General features: G+C 45.9%; 18 protein-coding genes and 1 riboswitch. Of the genes, 8 read left to right on the forward strand and 10 right to left on the reverse strand.

Translation table 11 applies throughout. From position 1 onward, the window contains the following. Window positions 1-13: 13 nt before the first annotated feature. On the reverse strand, window positions 14-709 hold the full coding sequence (locus ACXAD4_RS08260; RefSeq protein ID WP_475240487.1) for a TSCPD domain-containing protein: 696 nt from the start codon (window positions 707-709) through the stop codon (window positions 14-16). A gap of 18 nt (window positions 710-727) precedes the next feature. After that, a complete protein-coding gene (locus tag ACXAD4_RS08265) occupies window positions 728-2,878 on the reverse strand; it encodes an adenosylcobalamin-dependent ribonucleoside-diphosphate reductase (RefSeq protein ID WP_475240489.1) in 2,151 nt (716 codons plus the stop codon). Window positions 2,879-3,304: 426 nt separating this feature from the next. Between ACXAD4_RS08265 and ACXAD4_RS08270 the strand changes: the two genes are divergently transcribed. Next, entirely contained in the window at window positions 3,305-3,991 is a 687-nt protein-coding gene (locus tag ACXAD4_RS08270; protein WP_475240491.1) for a M15 family metallopeptidase, read from the forward strand. A 77-nt stretch (window positions 3,992-4,068) separates the two neighbouring features. Here ACXAD4_RS08270 and ACXAD4_RS08275 read toward each other — a convergent pair whose 3' ends face one another. Next, window positions 4,069-5,148, reverse strand: a complete 1,080-nt coding sequence (locus tag ACXAD4_RS08275; protein ID WP_475240492.1) for a porin — start codon at window positions 5,146-5,148, stop codon at window positions 4,069-4,071. Window positions 5,149-5,706: 558 nt separating this feature from the next. Continuing rightward, window positions 5,707-6,330, reverse strand: a complete 624-nt coding sequence (locus ACXAD4_RS08280; protein ID WP_475240494.1) for a thioredoxin domain-containing protein — start codon at window positions 6,328-6,330, stop codon at window positions 5,707-5,709. A 142-nt stretch (window positions 6,331-6,472) separates the two neighbouring features. On the opposite strand from ACXAD4_RS08280, the gene ACXAD4_RS08285 reads away from it, so the two are divergent. Then, window positions 6,473-6,940: an ASCH domain-containing protein gene (locus ACXAD4_RS08285; protein ID WP_475240495.1), complete on the forward strand. Its 468-nt coding sequence runs from the start codon at window positions 6,473-6,475 to the stop codon at window positions 6,938-6,940. 5 nt (window positions 6,941-6,945) lie between these two features. On the opposite strand, the gene ACXAD4_RS08290 is transcribed toward ACXAD4_RS08285, so the two are convergent. Next, window positions 6,946-7,953 carry an alpha/beta fold hydrolase gene (locus ACXAD4_RS08290; protein ID WP_475240497.1) on the reverse strand — a complete coding sequence of 336 codons (1,008 nt, stop codon included), beginning with the start codon at window positions 7,951-7,953 and terminating at the stop codon, window positions 6,946-6,948. A 59-nt stretch (window positions 7,954-8,012) separates the two neighbouring features. Further along, the gene (locus ACXAD4_RS08295; RefSeq protein WP_475240499.1) at window positions 8,013-8,972 is read right to left on the reverse strand and encodes a patatin-like phospholipase family protein; all 960 of its coding nucleotides are present in this window, start codon (window positions 8,970-8,972) and stop codon (window positions 8,013-8,015) included. Between the two features lie 251 nt (window positions 8,973-9,223). Here ACXAD4_RS08295 and yegD point away from each other — a divergent pair, with 251 nt between their 5' ends. Continuing rightward, entirely contained in the window at window positions 9,224-10,576 is a 1,353-nt protein-coding gene (yegD, locus tag ACXAD4_RS08300) for a molecular chaperone (RefSeq protein ID WP_475240500.1), read from the forward strand. 115 nt (window positions 10,577-10,691) lie between these two features. Here yegD and ACXAD4_RS08305 read toward each other — a convergent pair whose 3' ends face one another. Continuing rightward, a complete protein-coding gene (locus ACXAD4_RS08305; RefSeq protein ID WP_475240501.1) occupies window positions 10,692-10,997 on the reverse strand; it encodes a high-potential iron-sulfur protein in 306 nt (101 codons plus the stop codon). A gap of 353 nt (window positions 10,998-11,350) precedes the next feature. Here ACXAD4_RS08305 and ACXAD4_RS08310 point away from each other — a divergent pair, with 353 nt between their 5' ends. The 3 genes from ACXAD4_RS08310 (at window position 11,351) to ACXAD4_RS08320 (ending at window position 13,269) form a co-directional block, all read left to right on the forward strand. Beyond that, entirely contained in the window at window positions 11,351-12,013 is a 663-nt protein-coding gene (locus ACXAD4_RS08310; RefSeq protein ID WP_475240503.1) for an HAD hydrolase-like protein, read from the forward strand. Between the two features lie 119 nt (window positions 12,014-12,132). Further along, the gene (locus ACXAD4_RS08315; RefSeq protein ID WP_475240505.1) at window positions 12,133-12,762 is read left to right on the forward strand and encodes a hypothetical protein; all 630 of its coding nucleotides are present in this window, start codon (window positions 12,133-12,135) and stop codon (window positions 12,760-12,762) included. A gap of 99 nt (window positions 12,763-12,861) precedes the next feature. Continuing rightward, entirely contained in the window at window positions 12,862-13,269 is a 408-nt protein-coding gene (locus ACXAD4_RS08320) for a nuclear transport factor 2 family protein (RefSeq protein WP_317521314.1), read from the forward strand. A gap of 64 nt (window positions 13,270-13,333) precedes the next feature. Here ACXAD4_RS08320 and ACXAD4_RS08325 read toward each other — a convergent pair whose 3' ends face one another. Both ACXAD4_RS08325 and ACXAD4_RS08330 read right to left on the reverse strand, forming a co-directional pair. Then, window positions 13,334-14,707, reverse strand: coding sequence for an alanine/glycine:cation symporter family protein (locus tag ACXAD4_RS08325; protein ID WP_475240506.1), 1,374 nt, complete (start codon window positions 14,705-14,707; stop codon window positions 13,334-13,336). Between the two features lie 100 nt (window positions 14,708-14,807). Next, window positions 14,808-14,901: riboswitch (glycine riboswitch) on the reverse strand. Window positions 14,902-15,204: 303 nt separating this feature from the next. Beyond that, complete coding sequence (locus ACXAD4_RS08330; protein WP_475240507.1) at window positions 15,205-16,521, reverse strand: glycoside hydrolase family 18 protein; 1,317 nt, start codon at window positions 16,519-16,521, stop codon at window positions 15,205-15,207. Between the two features lie 548 nt (window positions 16,522-17,069). On the opposite strand from ACXAD4_RS08330, the gene ACXAD4_RS08335 reads away from it, so the two are divergent. Then, the gene (locus tag ACXAD4_RS08335; protein WP_475240509.1) at window positions 17,070-17,777 is read left to right on the forward strand and encodes a helix-turn-helix transcriptional regulator; all 708 of its coding nucleotides are present in this window, start codon (window positions 17,070-17,072) and stop codon (window positions 17,775-17,777) included. 258 nt (window positions 17,778-18,035) lie between these two features. After that, entirely contained in the window at window positions 18,036-19,181 is a 1,146-nt protein-coding gene (locus tag ACXAD4_RS08340) for a J domain-containing protein (protein ID WP_475240510.1), read from the forward strand. 62 nt (window positions 19,182-19,243) lie between these two features. On the opposite strand, the gene ACXAD4_RS08345 is transcribed toward ACXAD4_RS08340, so the two are convergent. After that, window positions 19,244-22,342, reverse strand: a complete 3,099-nt coding sequence (locus ACXAD4_RS08345) for an efflux RND transporter permease subunit (RefSeq protein ID WP_475242733.1) — start codon at window positions 22,340-22,342, stop codon at window positions 19,244-19,246. Between the last annotated feature and the right edge of the window lies 1 nt (window position 22,343).

Raw genomic sequence — 22,343 nt, forward strand, 5'->3', positions numbered from 1 at the left:
TATAGCTAAATGCTTAACCGCACTTAGAGTCGCCACAGTTCAAACAGGTCTGGCAGCCGTCTTTGACGATCACCGACTTGTTATGGCACTTGTAGCAAAGTGTCGCGCTAGGCGGGAAGCTGCTTGATTCTTCCTCGGTTTCTTCTTTCTTGCCTTCAAGCTCAGCTTTTTTGGCATCAAGAAATGCTTGCTGGTGCTCGTCGACGTCTGGTTTGCCCAGCATGCCGATTTCAGTCAGGTGCTGCTCGATCACGTTGCCAATTTCAGCGATCAAAGATGGTACGTACTTGCCTTTGTTCCAGTAGCCACCACGCGGATCAAACACAGAGCGTAGCTCTTCAACCAAGAAAGTGCAGTCGCCCCCTTTGCGGAATACCGCAGACATGATGCGGGTTAGGGCAACAATCCACTGGAAGTGCTCAAGGCTTTTCGAGTTAATGAACACTTCAAATGGGCGGCGCACCTCGTGCTCGGTACCTTCGTTCAACACAACGTCATTAATCGTGATGAAGAGCGAGTGCTCCGAGATATGCTCAGGAGTTTTAAGCTTGTAGGTGGTACCTAGAAGCTTCTCCGGGCGCGGCATGTCTTCATGCATATGCTGGACTTCATATTCAGGTACAGCTGGTGCAGGAGCTGCCTGTGGCGTTTCTTGCTCTTGGCTCTTTACTTTGAAGGCAACAATCTTGCCGTCGATTTTCTTTGTCATGTCTTTCTAACCTGTACCTTAAAATTTACCGTAGTAGCCTTCTTTCAAGGCATCATAAAGGTTTGCAGCGGTATGTGTTTCGCCATCGTATTCGATTTCTTCATTACCCTTGGCTTCAAAGGTTGAGCCATCTTCTAGGGTGAAGACATAGGTGGTGTTTTCGAGATCTTTCTCTTTCACCAACACGCCCTGGAATACTTCTGGGTTGAAACGGAAAGTTGTACAACCTTTCAAGCCCTTGTCATAAGCATCCATGTAGATGTCTTTGAAGTCTTCGAACGGGAAGTCAGTCGGTACGTTGGCCGTCTTTGAAATCGATGAGTCAATCCAGCGTTGGGCTGCAGCTTGTACTTCTACGTGCTGGCTCGGTGTGATGTCATCAGCAGTAATGAAGTACTCCGGCAGCTGGCATTCTTCATCAGTAGTGTAAGGCATCGCTTTTTTGTTGATCAGCTTGCGGTAGGCCAATAGTTCGAAGCTGTAAACATCTACGCTTTCTTTGGACTTCTTGCCCGGTACGATAACGTTACGGGTGTAGTGGTGTGCAAAGCTAGGCTCGATACCATTACTGGCATTGTTAGCCAACGACAGAGAAATGGTGCCTGTCGGAGCGATGGAGCTATGGTGCGTGAAGCGACAGCCGTGCTTCGCTAGTTCGGCAACCAGTTTCGGCTCAATTTCACCAACTTGCTGCATGTAGCGGCTGTACTTGGCGTGAAGGACCTTGCCTTTTACCTTGTCGCCGACTTTAATACCGTCTTTTGCCATTTCAGGGCGCAGACGCAGCATCTTGGCTGTGATTTCGAACTCTTCGTCCATCACAGGGGCAACGCCTTTTTCTTTTGCTAGCTTCAGGCCTTCTTTCCAGCCGGTGATGGCCATTTCCTGAGCAACTTGCTCTGTGAAGGCAACAGAAGCAGCACTGCCATATTTGTGCTTCAGCATGGTAGTTGTTGAGCCTAGGCCCAAGAAACCCATACCGTGACGACGCTTGCTGGTGATTTCGTGGCGTTGCTTTTCAAGTGGAAGCTGGTTGATTTCTACTACGTTATCCAGCATGCGGGTAAAGATAGCTACAACCTTGCGGTAGGCATCCCAGTCAAAGTGGGCATTGTCGGTGAAAGGTTCGCGGACAAACTTGGTCAGGTTTACCGAACCCAGCAAGCAAGCACCGTAAGGTGGTAGTGGCTGCTCACCACATGGGTTTGTCGCGCGGATTTCTTCACAGAACCAGTTGTTGTTCATCTGGTTAACTTTATCGATCAGGATAAAGCCCGGCTCGGCGTAATCGTAGGTCGATGTCATAATGACATTCCACAGATTCCGAGCAGGAAGTGTGCGGTAGATTTTACATGCTACGCGTCCTTCAGCATCCTCAACCAGGTTTTCTTTGGTTGGCCAGTCAGCCCAAACAATGCTGGTGTCATTGTCCAGATCCAGTTTGTCCTGCTTCGATTCTTTCGCCGTGATAGGGAAGATAAGCTGCCATGAAGCATCGTTCTTTACCGCTTCGATAAAATCTTCGGTGATCAGCAGCGACAGGTTGAACTGGCGAAGGCGTCCGTCTTCTCGTTTGGCACGAATGAATTCGATGATATCCGGGTGGCGGATATCCATGGTACCCATTTGCGCACCGCGACGGCCACCGGCTGAAGAGACGGTAAAACACATCTTGTCATAGATATCCATGAAAGAAAGTGGGCCAGATGTGTATGCGCCTGCACCAGAGACAAAGGCACCGCGTGGACGAAGGGTAGAGAAATCGTAACCGATACCACAGCCCGCTTTTAGTGTCAGGCCTGCCTCATGAACTTTGCCGAGGATATCGTCCATTGAATCTTCAATGGTGCCAGACACGGTACAGTTAATGGTCGAGGTCGCAGGTTTGTGTTCGAAGGCACCTGCGTTTGAGGTGATGCGGCCAGCTGGAATTGCCCCATTTCGGAGTGCCCATAGGAACTCGTTATACCAATGATCTTTAGTATCATCGTTTTCTAGATCTGCCAATGCGCGGGCAACGCGTTTGAAAGTATCGTCAAGCGTGACATCAATAGCTTCTCCGTGCTTTGATTTCAAACGATACTTACTGTCCCAAATTTCCATTGAAGTGGATTGGTACTCGATATCGACGGCTTGAGAGACTTCCGAAGCGGTTGGGGATTTCGCCATTATGAATGCACCTTACTGTTATCATGTTGTGTTGCTGCTAGCTAGAAATAGAGTTATCCAACCCATATTTATAGCTTACTCACCCAGTTGAGCGTGGAGGGTGAAAATCAGCAAGGCGCAGATCAAACCACTAACCCAACAGATCTTCAAGTCTTGACAAGCCGATAATCAAGCTTTGTAACCAATTGGTAGTAGCAACGATATTTATAGATAAATTGGTTGTAAACAATCTTGGCGAAATGTGATCAAACCGCTCGACAGAGGCAAAAGTAGTATAAGTCATATATCGCTAGTGTATTGATTTATAAAACAACTTAGCGCCTAAAATTGAATGGCTAAGGATGTAAACAGGGTAGGGCGTTACATCAAATATGTATGTTGCACTACAGTTTATTTACCGCATTCACATTGCCACAAGGAAAGTTTATGACCCAAAGGATGCCTAACTATAGCTTCATAGTGTTTATTGTGACTTTATTGAGTTTCCCTTCGATTGCCAAATCAATACCTGATGGGTTCGTTGATATCCAGCAGGTAGATCCAACCATAGTGGTTGATATCCGATATTTCAGCAGTGACAACTTTGTGGGTGAACGGATCAGTGGCTACAAAGCGGCAAAGGCTATCAGTACCGAGGAGACTGCCCAAGCGCTTGCCAATGCACAGCGCGATTTGAAACAGTTTGGACTCGGCTTCAAAGTGTTTGATGCTTACCGTCCGCAACAGGCTGTGGACCATTTTGTCCGTTGGGCAGAAGATTTATCTGATACGCGAATGAAGGAGAAATACTACCCAACAGTAGAGAAGAAGAATTTATTCCGTGATGGGTATATTGCGGCCAAATCTGGCCACTCTAGGGGAAGTACGGTGGATCTGACTTTGATTGATCTGGCCAGTGGCGAAGAGCTAGATATGGGGACGGGGTGGGATTATTTCGGAAAAGCCTCATGGCCCAGTTCGCCGAAAAGTACAGCCCAGCAACGAGCGAACAGGATGTTGCTACAAAGTGTGATGCTCAAAAATGGTTTCAAGCCACTGAAAGAAGAGTGGTGGCATTTCACTTTAGCGGATGAGCCCTATCCGGAGACGTATTTCACTTTTAATGTGAAATAAAAAAGGGGGCACCGAAAGGTGCCCCAAAAGTGTCAAATGAATTCGACAGAATGAACACAGATTAGCGAGTTAGTACCTTAGAAGTTGTAACGCACTAGCAGAGCAAGCTCGTCGTCTAGGCCAGCATCAGAGCCGAAGGCATTTTTGCTGCTTGCGTCAATTTGGTACTCAGCCGCAACAATGACTGGGCCTGTAAAGTAAGCTACACCAAGGGTTGCATATGCTTGCTTAGCCGAAGTATTGTCATCTTCCAGTTGGTTGTAGCCGGCTAGAAGTTGGAACTGGTTGATGTCATAAGTTGCTGCAAGCTCTAGGCCTGTCGCTTCTTTGATTGTATCGTTGTTAGCTGATGTTTGAGCGTCACCGAATACACTGCCAGTCGCTTTTTGGTGGTTACGGAACTGGCCGTAGTTAGCAGCTAGGTACAGAGATTCGTTTTCGTATGTGATTACGGCGTTCGCAACTTTTGCGTCTGCGCGGTCGTCGAATTTAGTTTCGCCATAAACACCGCTCACGCCCACGATACCCATACCAGTATCGAAGTCATAACCTAGCATTGCCTGGTAGCCGTAGTCACGGTCATAGCCACCATCTACATTACCTTGTTCATCACGAGAAAGGTTTGAATCCTGGAATTGGTACTGTAGGCCAACCTGAACGCCGTAGAAGTTGTTGCGGTACTGGATAACGTCATCCGCACGGCCGGTACCATGTACGCCGCCGTCGCCAGAAATACCGTCATAGTTACCGGCTGTGTCACCGCCGTAAACCCAGAAGATATCTGTTTTACCTGTTACGTCGTAATGAACAGACCAAGCTTTACCTAGGGTGAAGTTACCAAAGTCTTCGTTGTCAGCAGTGATGTAACCCAAACGGTTTGAAACATGGCTGCCTTCAGAGCTGTTAGCCAGCGCATCGTATGCCCACTCGGCACGAGTACCGATGTCCCAGCCGCTTTCTAGAGCGTGGGTATAACCGAAGTTGATACGAGAAGACTGGTTACGAAGTTCAGAGTCACCATCAGAGAAACGAGCACTTGCTGCCAAACGACCACCAACAGAGAAAGTGTTAGTGCCATCGTTATAAACTTCCAATGCATGTACAGACGATGATGCTGCCGCTGCTGCCACTGCTAGGGCAATTACCTTTTTATTCATTTCTTAGATCCTAATATTTTAATGGTGTGTCGCACCTTGTAAGTGCTTGTTTTTATTTTTGAATACTAAGTTCCGTAGTAATAGTGAAATGTTCTTAACGCGATGGGATTAAAGAAAATTTTATGGTTAAGTTGTTGTATTTATTTGGCTTTATTTTTGTTCCTTAACATTTGTTACAGTCTTTTTTACGCTCTGATGGCTGTAGAGTATTAATGGTAACGTCATATCAAAAAGCTATTTTTTCAGCTGTTGAGCTTTAGAATTTTTTCTATTGATTACGCTAATAAATAGATCAAGAAACACTTAAGCTTGTTATCAAAACGCAGTTGATTTTAATGATTTGTTGATTTGAGTGGGGGGGTAAGAACAGAAATGTCTGCCAAGAAAGGAGGTGTTTACTGTGGGTAATGACAAGATAGAGCTAAATGTCCAGTATCAATGAGCTATAAAGCTATAAAGCTATAAAGCTATAAAGCTATGAGCTAAAGCGGTGATATGCAGGGGCGTTAATTGTAGTTAAGTGTCTGGGCTGGCATTTGTCAGCCCAGTCAACATTGTTTATTGCTTCTCAGAAAGGAAGCGAATGGTGTTAGCTAGATCTTCCAAACTGTCGTGGGCGCCATTTTGTACAAGGTATTTACCTTTGACCAAGAAAGAAGGTACAGAGGTAATTTGCGCATTTTGCTCTAGCTGATTTGCGCTTGTCATCTGCTGATAGACTTGCTCTTTCTGTTCATCATTTAGGTCGAATGGGCTGACAAGATCATATTGGCTAAAGATTTCGTCTAGCTTATTTTTTCGTCCTTCTTCATCCAGGTCGGCTGCTTGCTCTTGAACAAAGCCAAACAGTGACTCTTTCAGTTCAGGTGAAGGCTTACCGTTACTCTGAACTGCAGCTGTGTAGTAAAGGTAGGCAGCATACTGTGCGCTTTCATTGAAAGTAACATGCACTTGGTCAATTTCTACTTCAGCCAGCTTTTTGATTTCAGGAAGCATCAGTTCCATATTACGGCAGTGGCCACAACCAAGAGAAAAAACTTCAACCACATCAGCAACACCTTCAGTCGGTGTCTCAACGACCGTGTATTTGACCCCTTCCTTAGGCATCTCATTTTCACTGCATCCTGTCAGGGCAACTAGAAGAAAAAGGGTAGAGGCAAAGATTTTAGTTAGTGTATTCATACTCATATTTGTATTGGGTATTAAAACAGTAAGTATGGATGAAAATGACAGCGAGATCGCTAACAAGAATCAATTTACTTGTATCTAGAGCAAGAACAGTGTGTTCTATCAACATTACTAATGAATCAAAGAAGCAGGACGCATGAACAAAGTACAGAAGGAATATCTCGAGCAATACTTAGCAACACTGACGCCCAAAGAGCGAGATGCCATACCAGAAGTTATCGCGGAGTATTTTTGTGCCGATGAAGTCAATGCTAATGAGTGTGCGAGGTTGATCAACGCTGGTATCAAGCGAGCATCTTGCAGCTTGAAAGCGGGTTATGATGCCGAGCAAGAGCTCCTACCAAAAGTCGGACGCTTATCTGTTGTGCTTAACTGGGTACAAGAGCCGGTTTGTATCATCAAACTCAAAGACGTTTCTATTTGCCCTTTCAATAAAGTCACGCCAGAGTTTGCAGCTCTCGAAGGAGAGGGGGATCTGTCGTATCAATGGTGGCGAGATGCCCATATTGCATTCTTTACCAAGTATGCGGCCAGCTTAAATATTGAATTTAACGAGTCGTCTGATTTGGTGTTGGAGCGTTTTGAGAAGGTTTATCCACGGTAAGTGGTTTATGCACATTCCTCAATGAAAAATTGCTCAAAAAACGACAGGGTTTCACTCATTACCTGATTGCGTAGTTCATCCTTTTCCATCAGTAGCTCATGACGTGCTGATTCAATTATCTTCAATTGACATTGAGCGGTATTGTTGTCAAATAGGTGATGGGCGCGATTATCTACAATGGTGTCATTTCCTGCTTGGAGTAACAGTAGAGGTGTTTTCAATTTATCTGACTCCTGAATGCATTGTTTAGCCGCTCGCATAGCCTGCCAGATCCACCTTGCACTTGGGCCGCCTACACGTAATTCAGGGTGGGTTTGATACAGATGCTTAGCCCAAACATAGCGAAGTTGGCTCTGGCATTGATCGTTCTGCTCAAAAGGCTGCTCATGGTAAGCTTTTTGTCCCAGGCCATATGTTGGTTTGGACTGGTAGAGATCATAAAGCTTCGCGATTGCAGGGGCGACAAAACGCAGCGGGCTCGGTAAATGAATACCAAACATTGGGGCATTTAACACGGCTGCGTTGAATACATTTGGGTGTTGTTCCAAATACAATGTTGAAATCGCACCGCCCATGGAATGAGCCAGTAAAAAACAGCGGGAATAGCGGCTTGGTTGTACGATGGTTTCGATAAAGGTTTCAAGATCAGCGACATAGTCAGCAAATGTGTCGACATGCCCCAGCTCGGGATCATCGGCAATACGACCGGACGCCCCTTGTCCTCGGTGATCATAGGTATAGATGTCAAAGCCGTGGGAAAAGTATTCAAACATCACTTCTTGATACTTCCATACACTCTCATTTCGGCCGTTCACTATAACGACGCAATATCGGTTTTGCTGCAGCAGTGGTGCTTCACTTTGGCAAAGGCTGACGCCGAAGAGTGGGATACCGTTGACACCATCAAATGTGTGCTCTTGACGTTGTTGCCACATGCGGCGAATGTCGCGGCTCATTAATTCTGTAAATACCGACTCTTTGGTGACGAAGTCCGTTGATCGTAATGGGGTCATGAAACCTTCCTGTGTATTTTTATTGTTATACATGGTTGTTATACGTAGAGGGGAAGTATTTAGGCTGCTTGAGATAAAGCGCTATCGAGTTCGTCCGGTGAGGCAAACTTTCTGCCTAGCGTTGCCATAAAGTAGCGTCCTGACTGATAGCCCAACTGATAATCGAGATCGAGTGAGTCGATAGTGCTGCCAATCAATTTTGAGCAGAGATCTTTCTGGGGATGGATTTCATAAATAATGGCGTCATCAGGCGGATTATTTAAAAAAGCTTGGGTTTGCCGGTACTTTTCTTCATGTTCAAGTAACAGTTTGATAAGTGCTGAAGCTTTAGTCTTGCCAAGTGCTTTGCTGATAATTGACATCCAACAGTGGTCAAAGCTCGCAGTGATAGGCACTGTGCGGATCACCACAATATGACGGTAGCCTCTATCGTATGCCTCTTGAGCGGGGATTGGAGCGCCTACACCACCATCAACCCAATATTGTTGTTGGCTCAGAATTGGCGCCCGGCGCAATACGGGAATAGCGCATGATGCTTTCAGCGCAACATGCCAGTCATCATTATCAAGATCAAAGAATGAAGCGCGATGGTTTTCTGCGTGGCAAGCACAAGCAAGAACAGTGCGTGAACGCATGTTCTCGTGCCCTTGCTGCCAATCTAAAGGTAATCGGGTTTGTGTCTGCTCCAGTAGCCAGTCTAGATCCAATCCTTCTTTTCCCATGAGAAAACGAGGCAGATCGAAAAAGTCATGGGTGGTAGTGGCCTCGGTGATGACACGGTAGGCATGTTTGGTGTGACCGCAAATAAAAGAAGCGATGTTAAGTGAGCCAGCTGACGTGCCAACCAATAAAGAAAAGGGGTTAAACTCTGCATCCAAAAAGGCATCCAGTACGCCAGCGGTAAAAATTCCACGTTGGCCGCCACCTTCGGTTACGAGTGCGACTTTATCGGTTTGTGTTGGAAGATATGACAGCGCATCGACATTGTTTACTGCACATGAAATATGTATTCCCGTCATAGGCCTGCTCCTATCGCCGTAGTGATGAAAACGGCCACATCATAGTCGCATTGTTATGATCTGAATATTTGAAACTTTAGAGCTAAAGGTTAAGTTAATCTTAACTTTGTTGGGGTAGGGGCCGAGTAGAGGGGAAGTGAAGATGTTAAGAGGGGGCTCAATCGCACTTACCTAGCATTGTCATAAACTCTTGATTGAACAAATGGCTAATTTCAGTATGATGGCCGGCTTTTCTTGGTTCGGAGGATAACATGTTTATCGGTTTTGATTATGGAACAGCCAATTGCTCAGTAGCAGTTATGGAGCAAGGGCAGCCACGCATGCTGGCGCTGGAAGGCGAAAACAGTTTTATCCCTTCGACACTTTGTGCCCCGACGCGAGAAGCGGTGAGCGAATACCTTTACCGCCATATGGGCGTGCAGCCAGTTGATGAACTGGGTGAACAAGTTTTGCGACGTGCCATTGCATTCAACCGTGAAGAAGACATCATTGTCGAAAAAGGCGATCTGCTTTTTGGTCAGGCGGCGTTAGATCTCTACCTTGAAGATCCTGAAGAAGTCTATTACGTAAAATCACCAAAATCCTTCTTGGGTGCCAATGGTTTGCGAGATGTGCAGATACGATTCTTTGAGGATCTAGTCTGTGCCATGATGCGCAATATCAAGCAAAAAGCAGAGACTCAGCTTGATAAGGCGATCACTAGCACCATGATTGGTCGTCCGGTCAACTTCCAGGGTACCGGCGGTGAAAAAGCCAACCAGCAGGCAGAGGCGATTCTGCGCCAGGCTGCGAAGCGTGCAGGGTTTGAGCACATTGAGTTTCAGTTTGAACCTGTCGCTGCGGGTCTTGAGTATGAAAGTACCTTAACTGAAGATAAAACCGTATTGGTGGTTGATATCGGCGGCGGTACGACAGACTGTTCGATGATCCAAATGGGACCAAGCTGGGCAGGTAAAGTTGACCGAACCGACAGTTTGCTGGCTCATACTGGTTTACGCGTGGGTGGTAATGATCTCGATATCTATTTGGCTTTCCGTCAGATCATGCCGCTACTAGGGCTGGGGACCAAAACCCAGAAAGGCATCGATATGCCAATTGGTCAGTTCTGGAACCCGATTGCCATCAATAACGTTGTCGCCCAAACAGACTTCTACGGTTCTGCCAACCTTGCAGTCTTGAAGCAATTGCAGCGAGATGCAGCAGAGCCTGAAAAACTAATGCACTTGCTTAAGGTTTATCGTGAGACCTTGGGCTACCAGCTCGTACGTAAGGCAGAAGAGTGCAAAATCGCATTGTCAGACACGGCATCGCATCGATTGGCTCTATCACACCTATCTGATTTGCTGGAAGTTGAAGTGAGCCAAGATCAAATGGCCCAGGCGATTGAAGCACCGCGAGTTCACATCAGCCAACTGGTTACAGATGCCATCGAACAGAGTGGTATTAAACCTGATGTGGTGTATATGACAGGCGGTACAGCTCGCTCGCCAATACTGCGTGCTTGTATTGAGCAACAACTGCCATCTACACCAGTTGTTAGCGGTAGTTACTTTGGTTCCGTAACTGCAGGTCTTGCTCGTTGGGCTGAGCAGTGTTTCAGATAAGAGTTTATCGTTCACTTAAATGACAGTTAAAAAAGCCTGACTATCAAGATCCATTCTGCTTGGATACATTGATAGCAGGCTTTTTCTTTAAGTATTAGCTTAGGAAAAGCTAAGCTTAAGGTTTCTTCACCCACGCACTGCACCAGCCGTTGGCATTGACGGCTTTACCCGGGAAGATCCCGCATGGGCGCCACTCGTCGCCATCATTACCTTGAATCAAGGCGCAGTTAGCGCAGTTCTTTTCACTATCTGGTGTTTCGTGGACGTATTGAAGGGCTTTCGCTTGGGGATCGTCTTCTGTAAGTTGAGGCAAATCTGCTGCATGAGCAGGCTTGACTAACAAATCCTTACCGACAGTCATACCAATGACACTGGCAAGCCCAAGCTTGAGAAAATTCCTTCTATTAGCTGTCTTCTTCATATTACGACCTTCTTATTGCTCACAGGTTTACGACATTGTTTTTAGTTTTTGATATTGCATCAAAAGGATAATACGGATCGAGATACTATGTTGGGTCAAAAATGTGATGATGTTAATGAGTTTGTTACATTTCGTGATTACACTTTGCGCATCTGTTGATTGAGTCACTGATAATTGAATTGGTTGATAAGTGTACAATCAGTGGGGCAGTGTTTGAATCTTATACTAAGATACTGACAAATAAGGCTTGATCTGAAACAAGCTTTTACAGATTAAGTTGGCTTAAGGGTTGCAACATTTTATTTACAAGCGCATTATCTTGCGTCGAGTACAGCGAGTCATAAGGATAAAAAATGGCAAATTTGTTTTTATTAGATATTGATGGGGCGCTGGTGGATTCCAAAAACCTAGAGTTGGATTGCTATGTTAAAGCAGTCAAAGACGTGCTAGGTATTGAAATGGACACAGATCTTTCCCATTACTCCAATCTTACCGATGCCGGTGTGTTAGATGAACTCATCGCCAAGCATGGTATTTCCGAAAGCCGTTCACTTATCCATCGTAAAGTCGAAAGTCGTTATTCCGAGTTGGTTCAGCAGGCCATTAAAGATAGCCCAGAGACGGTGAGTGAAGTGTTGGGGGCCAAGGCTTTCTTGAATGAGATGCAAGATCAGCAAGATACTCATATTGCTATTGCAACAAGTGGTTGGGCGTCTACGGCAAAAATGAAGCTTCGTGCGGCAGGTATTGATATCAGCAATGTGACGTTTGCTTCCTCTTCCGATGCGTTGAGCCGCACTGAAATCATGGCGCTGGCAGCATTTCGTGCCAAGCAAGATTCTGGCGTTGTGTTTGACCGCCGTGTCGTTTTTGCCAATGGCGATCGCAACAAGAATGCCTCGCAAGAGCTAGGCTATGATTATGTGGAAGTTGGGAATGTATCGGGAAATCACCCCCATATTCCGAACCTGGCACATTACCAGGCGGCGTTTTCACGACTAGCGTTATCGGCATAAATCAGCGGATATTAGCGTGGTGTGAGAATCATTCCAGATTCTCAACTCTTTGGGCGTAGTGCGGGAAAATCCGCATATAGTATAAGCAGTTATTTTCTTTTGTTTGCATTCGAATTGCTATGCTAATTTTACGCCCAATGGGTCTTTTATCCCTTTCTCTGTTTATTACACCTCTTTTTCTATCTCCATTGCCATTACATGCGGCGCAGGAGGAAGTCCCTTATTGCCACCGCTACGCAGATTTCAATTTCCCAGACTACATGGCGCTTTGGAATGAAGATGATCCTGAATTAACCGCGTCAACCTACTTTTCTCTGTTGAATATGGCAGCAAGCAGCGCCGATAAAACATTTCTCAGCGAGCTCCTTAGCCAAATAGGGCGTACTTTTTTACTGCGTGATGATTTTGAGCAAGCTAAATACTATTTGGATCAAGCTGAAGTGTATTTGGATGATGCCGAACCTCGGGCAAAAGCTTATTACTTGAAAGAGAAGGCACGCTATCTTTCGTATACCAATCATCAGGAGCTGGCGAAGGATTTACTATTGGAATCATGGAAAATCTCTGATGAAGAGCAGTATGAGCAATTGGCTATAGAGACGGCGCTTGATCTTAGTGAAAACAACATAGTAGAGCTGAATCAAGAGGATCGGCAGCAATGGCGTCAAATTGCTGAAAACCTGGCAGCATCGACTAAAGATGAAAGGGCTAAAATCTGGGTATTGCAAAATCAATCACGTTTCATCTAAGTGTTTTATTAACTCTCTCTCATCGTAAGATGATTAGATAGAAGTCTCTATAAGTTCTATGCTAAATGGGAGTAGACAGCGAACTTGGAGTAATATCACATGGATGAGAAGTGGGTTCTGCAATGGTTTAACGATGTATGGTCAAACGCTAACAGTACAAAGCTACAGGAGTTGGCCACCGATCCTTTTCATTTCCACGTACCGGGTGGAAAAAGCTATCTCCTCAGTCATACCGAATACCTTAATTTTATAACGGTATGGGGCCAGCGCTTTAGAGAGGTCACTTTCCGCATTATCGATACGATTAAAGATGAAAATAAAACGGTCGTCGTTTATCAGTGTCATGCGTTGTATTGTGGCGGATGGGCGAAAATCCCGGCAAAAAAACAAAAAGTGATGATGACAGGCATGGCTTATTTTAAACATCAAGGTGATAAAATTGTCGATTGCCGACTAGAAGACAGCAGTTTTGATTTATATCAGCAGCTCACCCGTCGCTTAGAATAACAACACCCCGTGTGATGACCTCAACACGGGGTGTTTTTACGGCTGACGAAAGTCAGTGAAAAGATTAAGCGGTTTGTAGGTTCGCTGGTGGCGGTGTCAGTTTCTGGAAGAACTCACGCGTCTCCGTCACAATCACATCGCGTAGCAAGATCAAACCGATTAGGTTAGGGATGGCCATTAAACCGTTCACGATATCGGCAATCAGCCAAATCATATCCAGTTTCATAAAGGCACCTGCTGCAATCAACACCAAGAAGAAAATCTTGTATGGCAAGATAGCTTTCACACCGAATAGGTAAGTGATGCAGCGCTCACCGTAGTAGTTCCAGCCAAGAATAGTGGTAAAGGCGAAGAACATCAGACCGATAGTCACCATCATGGGACCGATAAAGCTCGAGTCGAGACCGCTTGCAAAGGCGTAGCTAGTCATCGCGGCACCGGCGTAATCACTTTGCCATGCACCCGTTACCACTAGGGTAAGACCCGTCATGGTACAGATGATGATGGTGTCGAAGAAAGTACCTGTCATCGAGATCAGGCCTTGTTCAACACAAGAGTCGGTTTTCGCAGCAGCAGCAGCCATAGGTGCACTACCTAGGCCTGACTCATTCGAGAATACACCACGAGCAATACCCGATTGGATAGCAAGCATAATACCTGCACCGACAAAACCACCGGTTGCAGCATGGCCGGTAAAGGCTGACTGCACAACAAGCTGAATAGCTTCAGGGATAGCACTGTACTGGGAACCAAGCACAATCACACAGGCAATAATGTAGAACACTGCCATGAAAGGCACGACTTTACTCGCCACTTTGGCAATGGATTTTACACCGCCAAGTGTTACAACGGCGACGAGAATGGTCAGCACTATCACTGTGATTTCACGTGGGATCTCAAACGATAGGTAGGCAGCATCAACAATTGCATTGGCTTGCGGGAACGTACCGATACCGAAGCAGGCAACCCCCAAAGCGAATACAGCAAACATGCGTGCTAGCCATTTTTGACCCGTCCCTTTTTCGATGTAATACATCGGGCCACCCAGCATTTGGCCGTTAGCATCGACTTCGCGGTATTTCACTGCCAGCAGGCATTCTGCATATTTGGTTGCCATACCGAATAAAGCAGCAAGCCACATCCAGAACAATGCACCTGGGCCACCGAGTTTAATAGCGGTAGCAACACCGACAATATTACCGGTACCAATAGTGGCGGAAAGAGCCGTACAAAGCGCGGCAAAGCTAGAGACGTCGCCGTCAGCCTTGCTGTTTTTATTTCCCTTAAACAGGTAGCCTAAAGCGAGGGGTAGGTAGCGGATTTGGATCAGTCCAAGGCGAACTGTCAGGTAAACGCCTGTACCTACTAGCAAAAGAAGTAGTGGTGGGCCCCAAACGAGGTTATCGATAGTTTGTAAGAAGCTATATAGTGGGTTCATTTTCTCTTTACCTTTAAACATCAAAGGAAGAGATAAAGAACAACAGTTATACCGTTGTATGGTGTATCAGAATGTTGGTGTTACTTTCTGTGCTGTTGATCTTATCTCCTCTGTCCTTTTGCCTGAGAGTTTCACCTGAAATCAGGTTTGCTCCTTCGGCGTCCGATTTAACGGATCTCTCCAGAGGCTCCTCCAACAACAGTCCATACCTTACTTAGCAATTGACTAAGAAGGTGCCTGAAAGATTTACTGACCATTGTTTGCAGTGGCTGCAAACAGGATAGTGAGCTTACTTCTTCGGCGGGCTTGATACTTGTCGTAATGACGTAGTACTTGCCACTCTCCTGCTGTCTTCATCGGAACTCAATTTTGCCGAGACATAGTAATAGATAAAAATGCGATTGTCTTCAAAAAATTCGACAAAATTTAAGAGGATGGATTGACGTGCTAGATAATTATGCGTCCTTTTTCATTTGAATCGGGAATATCGACCACCTTTATCGAGGCTTGTTATCCAGCCCGCTAACGATAGCATCAAGCAACTGGTTCTGATGATCAGAGGTTGCTTCCCACAGGAACATGCCTCCCAGTTCCTGGTTATGGACATATTGCGCTTTGGCTTTTGCCGAGCGTGGCGATTCGAAGGAAATGTAATTCTTAGATGTCGGATGATAGAGTACGGCTGCTTCGGCTTGTTGATCGTAATAATACACATATCCCAGCTTGTCGCTTTCAAGGAAGTGGCGCGATAAGTCTTTGAAGCTGATTGAGCCCGACTCAGTTAGCGATGCAGGCAGGCCATCTTTCTGAGTAGCTTTTAATGCCTCTAAACTGTTTTTATCGGCATTCGCCACACCTTTCCAGCCTCGCCCATGTGAAGGGCTACCAACAATGATTTTCTTTTTGGGCACAGATTGCTGGACAAGATATTTAACTTGGCCGTCTACGGAAAACCCTTTCGGAGTGAGCGGGGTTTCAAATACATTGGTGTGATGACCAACACTCGAATTCCAAGGTCCAAGAAAGTCATAACTCATCAGATAGACAAAATCTAATAGTGGGGCAGTGGCTTGCCAATCGATGCTTCCGTGATGCCTCGGGCTGGCATTGAAGGCAATAGACAGCTCGAAATGCTGACGCTTTTCACTACCTAACAGATCAAGCTCAGTCTTTATGCGTTGCAGTAGTTGTGTGTAGCCTTGTTTTTCAACTTCTCGTTCTGATAGCCCTTTGCCCGATAAACCATAACCTCCGGGGTATTCCCAGTTTATCTGCACGCCTCCGAGGAATGAGTAGGTTTCAAGTAGAGTGCCGATACTCTTGGCCATATTGGCTTGATACTGCGGCTTGGTTATTACAGTGTGGAAAGGCTCAGACAGGGTCCAGCCGCCAATACTTGCAATTATGGTTAAGTCAGGTTGTTGTTCCTTCAGGTATTTGAGCTGGCCAAAGTTGCCCCGGTAATACACTTGGTGCGAAGTATTCCATTTTAATTTGGCTTTGAGAGCGGCATGCTCATCTAACACAACAACATGACCAGTGGGCTTTCCTTTACAGCGCTTTTGCATAAGTTGTTGAACGTTTTCTGGTGAGTGGGTGACAGGCCCGCAGACCGCAAGAAAAGCATAAATGATGTGGGTAACATCATTTGTCGTTAGCTCAGTGAGTTCAGAGGAGGTTGAGTCATAAATTTTCCAATCGGGATAGTACAAGGCCAGTTGGTGTGAAGAAGCCAGACTATGCGCTGATTGGACAAAGAGAAGAAAAGCGGCAAAAAAGTAGTAGATTTCCTTGTTAAAATATCCGTATTTCATCTCTCGCCCCCTCGTAACACATTTAATCTTTTGCTATCCGAATAAAATGTCAGAACTAGTGCTGATAATGCTATCGACTTTAAAAATTTGTGATGCAGATTGTATATGGTGATAGTGCGTTCACTGCAATTGTGTTGATATGGTCTTTTTCTTGCTTATGGGGATAAGCGCTATAATTTTGTGGTGTCCGTGGTGAAAAAAGGCAAAAGTTGAATTTAATAAAATACAGTACGGATTAATTTATTAGATTTAATTTGCATATAAAAAGTATTTTAATTCACTTTGAGTATATATCGTGAGATTTTAGAGGCAGATATGCGCTTTAAGCTGTTGAAGTCATCGCACTAGCAGAATATTTTGAGAAAACAGCGTTAATGTTGCTACAAATTTGCCTTCTGGAATTTTTTGGGTTTATGGACGTTAATTATCAATGTGACGTCACTTTTTTGACGGACATAAAACTATAAAAAGATCGACGAAGATTTATGACAGGGAGAGTTCAGACAGACAAAGCGTTTGTAACTTTCTTAATAGATTAAGGTGAAGCTGTGATATGGGTTAGTTGTAGCCACTTCGATAAAGTGGCAGAAGCGAAAGAAAACCTAAAGATGTCACATGATGTGGTGGACGTCTCACCTTTTGAGCTGTTATCAACCATGACAGGTCAGGAGCTGATCTTCCTCGAGGTCATAGACTCAACGTCGAATGGTTTTGAATTGCTACAGTCGGTGAAAAGCCGTTTTCCGCAAACCAAAGTCGTGGTGGTATACCATAGCCTAGATGCCGACCTTGCACTCAATGTACTTCGTGCTGGTGGTGAGGATGTGATTGCTGCTAATGCGACCAAACAAGAAATCGATGCTTGCTTCAGTAGGCTTCATACCCACAATGTCGTTGCCGAGCCTGTGCAGGGTTTTGAGCAGCGTGAACTATCTATCAGACCAGCACTAAAGATAATCGATGAGAACATCAGCTCCCCGCTGAGGGAAGAAGACCTTGCTAATGCATGCCATTACTCGCCAACCTATTTTTCTCGGCTGTTTCATAATGTCATGGGTGTCACATTGAAGCAGTACATTATCAAGAAACGGTTGGACTTAGCGTGTGGCCTTTTGAGCTCTGACAGGGAAAAGATTTCCCAGATCGCTCACTCAGCAGGCTTCAAAGATGTTTCCTATTTTTCGAGGGTATTTAAAAAGCATATGGGCTGCTCACCGGGCGAGTTCAGAATGCGAAAACATAACCTACATACCTGAGTAATCAACCTAAAATGATTAAAGAACAACCTATTACACAAGTTAGTAGGTTGTTTTTGCTTTTATTGAGCACGAGCCCTCAACTTCTCTCGCCAAAAGCCGATAACATTCCCTGTTTTTATGAATCGATATTGTTTATAGCTTTTTTGTATGGATTTTTGTTAAAAGCGGAAAAATACATTTAGCAAGATATGTGTTTATCTGCATATAATGAAAGTGGGATGTTAGTTCAAAAATGATGCTTGCGGTAAGAATGGAATGACGACGTATTTCGATATTCTAGGAATTAATAAAAATACGCCTCTGGCTGACGTAAAGCGACGTTATAAGTTGCTTTCTAGTCGGTGCCACCCTGACAAGGGAGGTTCAAAGTCAATCATGCAGTTGATAGGCCAAGCCTATGAAAAGGTTCTGTCAGGGCATGGACATGAAGAAGCGGTTCAAGTGGTCTACTTGAAATCGAATGAGCAGACAGAAATATGGAAGAAAAAGTGTCAACATCTTGAAGAAGTAAATCAAAACCTTCAACGCCAAAATGACGAGCTTGAGAGAAAGCTAAAAACGGCACAAGAGAAACAGAAAGAACAAGAAAAAGCTTCACCATCTGATGACGATAAAAATTACAAACAGATGATGGAGGAGGAAATGCAAACCTTGCGTCGAGAAAACCGCCGTTTGCAGTCGAAAGTAGATAGTCTTCGCCGTGAAAAGCGCAGTGACAGTAAAGAGGTTATGAAGCCTGAGCTCTCAGGTCAGCTCGTCGCGGCCTCTCAGAAGATCACACCTGCTGTCGCAAATCAAATCAAAGCGATTGGAAGAAGCCGTATCTGGGGGCGCTTGGCGATGCTGGGTGTGCCTGTCGGGTTGGTATGGTTGGCGATGGGGCCAGGCAAAGAGCCGTTGATGAGTGTTTGGAACAGCATCAATCCGCCTCTGCAAACAATGAGTAAACCAACGATGCGTTTACTTCACCATGATCCAGCTGTGAGTGAAGAAGAAGCAAACAATCAAGTTGTCTCGACGGATAATACCCAATCGGCTGAAAAGAAAATTATCCCTGTCATCCAACTCAGTGGTGAAGTGGGTATTTGGCAGCTGAAGAAATTTGCTAATACGTCTAGCTATTACATCAGCGTGCGCAGTGAAAAGGGCTCTTATGTGATCAAGAGCTGTAACAGTGACTTCCAGTACTACAAGAATACTCTACAGCGCTCGGGCAGGATGGCTGCCAATCTCATTTATACCCGAGATGAAAGGCATTTCGAAATTTACGATATCCCTTATGGCAACGGCTCTTTTGCCCATAACTGGGCCAAGAGTAAGAGCTTGCTGATCAACAACGAATACTTCCCGAACAAGAATTTCGCCGCGTCTTACAGCAACCTGCAGCAACATTGCCAATAACATAAAGCCAACCCAACAGATGAACCTGTTGGGCTGGCTTTTGCCATTACATCATTCAGTGGTTAACTTGCCGTGGCACTACTTAAATCAACACTGCGAACAGCAAGAGGCTTATACTTAACCGCTAACTTGAATGCGGCAGGGACAAAGTAAAACGAGACTAGGGTCGTGAGCAGGGTACCGCCAGCGATAGCCACAGCAAAGGGTGGCCAGAAGCCTCCGCCTGCGAGGATCAATGGCATAAAGCCTCCGATAGTGGTAATCGTCGTCGACGTAATGTGGCGGGTACAACTCATCACAGCGACAACAATGGCATCAAGGTTACCTTTGCTCGCTTCGGGACTACTCTTTAGCTCAGCCAGAATCACGATAGCGGCATTAATCGCCAAGCCGACAAGTCCCAATAGGCCAATGATAACGGTAAAGCCAAATGGATAGCCAAAGGCTGCCACCGACAATAGCCCCAATCCTGCCGAAAGAATACCGACAAAGAAAATCACCAAGCTCAACCGGAAAGAGTTGAAAGACAACACAACGACCATGATTAACAAGGTAATGACCATAGTCAGATTAGCCATCAGGTTGCCGACGGATTCATTGCGCTCTGCGGACTCACCGCCAAACTCAATACTGTAACCACTTGGTATACTTGCACGGTATTTCTCGAGCTCTGCCTGGAAATGTACCAAAGCGGTTTGCGGTAGCACGCCTGCCCGGATATAGCCTTCAATCACGTTTACACGCTGACCATTACGACGAGGTATGGCACCTCTGCTTGGTGTTAGTGATAAATCAGCAATCGCAAAGACAGGCAAGCCCATCAAATCACTCTCGGATTTCACCGGAAGCGGTAGGCTGCTCAACTGACTCATGTGCTCTCGGCTTTCATCGCTGACCCTAACACGTACAGGGATGGACTCCGTCGCCTCGATAATGCTGCCACTCAAACGTCCGGTGAAAGTAGCTTGGAGTAGATCAGCAAAATCTTTAAGACTTAAACCACTTAGTTGACTGGCCTCCTCGTTGACGTTGAGCCATACCTTGGGGGTACCGGGTTGCAGGGTTTCCCGGGTATGGGTGACGTTAGGTGTGCTTGCCATGATTAGACGAATGTCTTCACCAATGGCTTTGAGCCTGTCTAAGTTAGGGCCGTATAAGCGCACTTCCAGCGGAGCATTGAAAGGAGGACCTTGTTCAAGCTTACGTACTAGGATCTGTGCATTGGGCATTTGCTTATCAAGATCAGCCTGTAGAATAGGGATCATGGTATTGGCTAGCTCGAAGTCACGCACTTTGACCATAGCCTGTGCAAAGTAAGGTGCACCTTGTTGGCGGCTAACCAGATTGTAATAGAACGAAGGGAAGTTACCGCCGACAACCCAACTTACACGTTCAACACCTTCATACTCCGCCATGATCTCATCAACCTGCTTGGTCGCTTCTGATGTTGCAAAGATACTGGCCTGAGGGGGTAAGAACAGCTGGATTTCAAACATATCCCTGTCAGAAGGCGGGAAGAACTGTTCAGTTAAGGTTGTTGCCGCCCAAAAACCGGTGAATGGCAAAATACAAACTAACCCAGCAGTGATCAGCGGGTGTTTGATGGCATATCGAATCGAGCCTTCAAAACGCTTGCTCACCGCCGGAATCACAATACCGGTATGGTACCAGCGTTGCCCCTGATTGATAGAAGGCAAAAGGCGGGAGGCGAAACCGGCAACCAGCGTATGGGAAATCAAGTAAGAACCAACTAGGGAGAAACACACGGTGATCGCAATAGCCCCAACGAATTCACCGGCAGGGCCTGGCATCAGGAATATCGGCGCAAACGCCAATACAGTGGTCAGCGTCGAACCAAGCAGCGGGATCCACAGATGGCGGATAGCCTGCATAGCGGCTTCGATTTTGGCTTTGCCTTGTTGGCGGTAATGTTGAATGGTGTCGACCATCACGATGGCATTATCGACCATTATCCCGAGGGCAACAATCAAGCCGGTTACCGACATTTGATTAATTGGTAGCCCAGTGAATTTCATCATCGATAAAGTAACAAGGCTCGTTAAAGGCAACGAGATTGCAACGATGATCGCCGAGCGGATCCCTAAGGTCAGCAACAGTACGATTAGAATGATCGAAAAACCAAGCAGCAAGCTTTGGTTTAGATCGGAAAGGCGAGTTTCCGTATAACTTTGCTGCTCGAAAATGACATCAACGGATACATTGGCAGGTAACTGCTGCTGGTATTGATCAAGCAGCCGATTCATCCGATCAGTCCACTGATCAACACGAAGCGATGGTTGCATCCGAGCGGCAACAATAATCGCAGGCTTACCGTTTACTACGCCAATTTCAGACGGTGGAGAGGCGGCTTTTCGTTCAACCTCTGCAATATCCTCAACTCGAATTAGGAATCCATTGTCATCCATAGCGATAGGGACACGACGCACTCTGTCTAGGGTATCGAGAGAATCTGAGACCTCCAGTGCAAAGCGATTATTGCCATTAACCAACTCACCGGCGGAGTTTTTGGCATCTGCTTGATCAATCGCTTGTGATAAAGAAATGGCTGAGCGCCCGAGAGCACTGGTAGCGGCAGGGTCTAACGTGACTTGAATCTCTTCATCGGGCAGGCCATAGACATCAACAAACTCAACCCCGCTCATTATTCGCATGCGGTTACCAAGCTCGATAGCATAACGGCGCAAGGTGAGTAGATCTGGCTGGCTTTCTCCTTGCCAGGTCAGTGCTGTGATCATGGTAAAAGCATAGCCGTGCTCGTTTTGAAGATCGGGCACGGAAGCGCCTGTAGGCAGTGAAGGCGTCACATCAGAGAGTTTATCTCGGGTTCTCGACCATACCGGCTCTGAATCGGTGATTTCGTCGTTGAGCTCAATTCGGATAACCGATATACCCGGCCTGGATACCGATGAGAGCTCTTTGATCTCTTCCAACTGACGCAGTTCGGTTTCGATCTTCTCGGTGATCAATGCCTCGACCCGTTCTGCAGTCGCTCCTGGGAAGTGGGTGATGATGCTGGCATGACGGTTGTGAATGACCGGATCTTCGGCTCTTGGTAAGGTGGTAAGGGCAGAGAAACCTGCAACAACCAAGAGTGCTATCGCCAATACCAATAGGCGGGTATTACTGATTATGGCTTCCATC

It is taken from the genome of Photobacterium sp. AWH4_225, assembly GCF_056158405.1.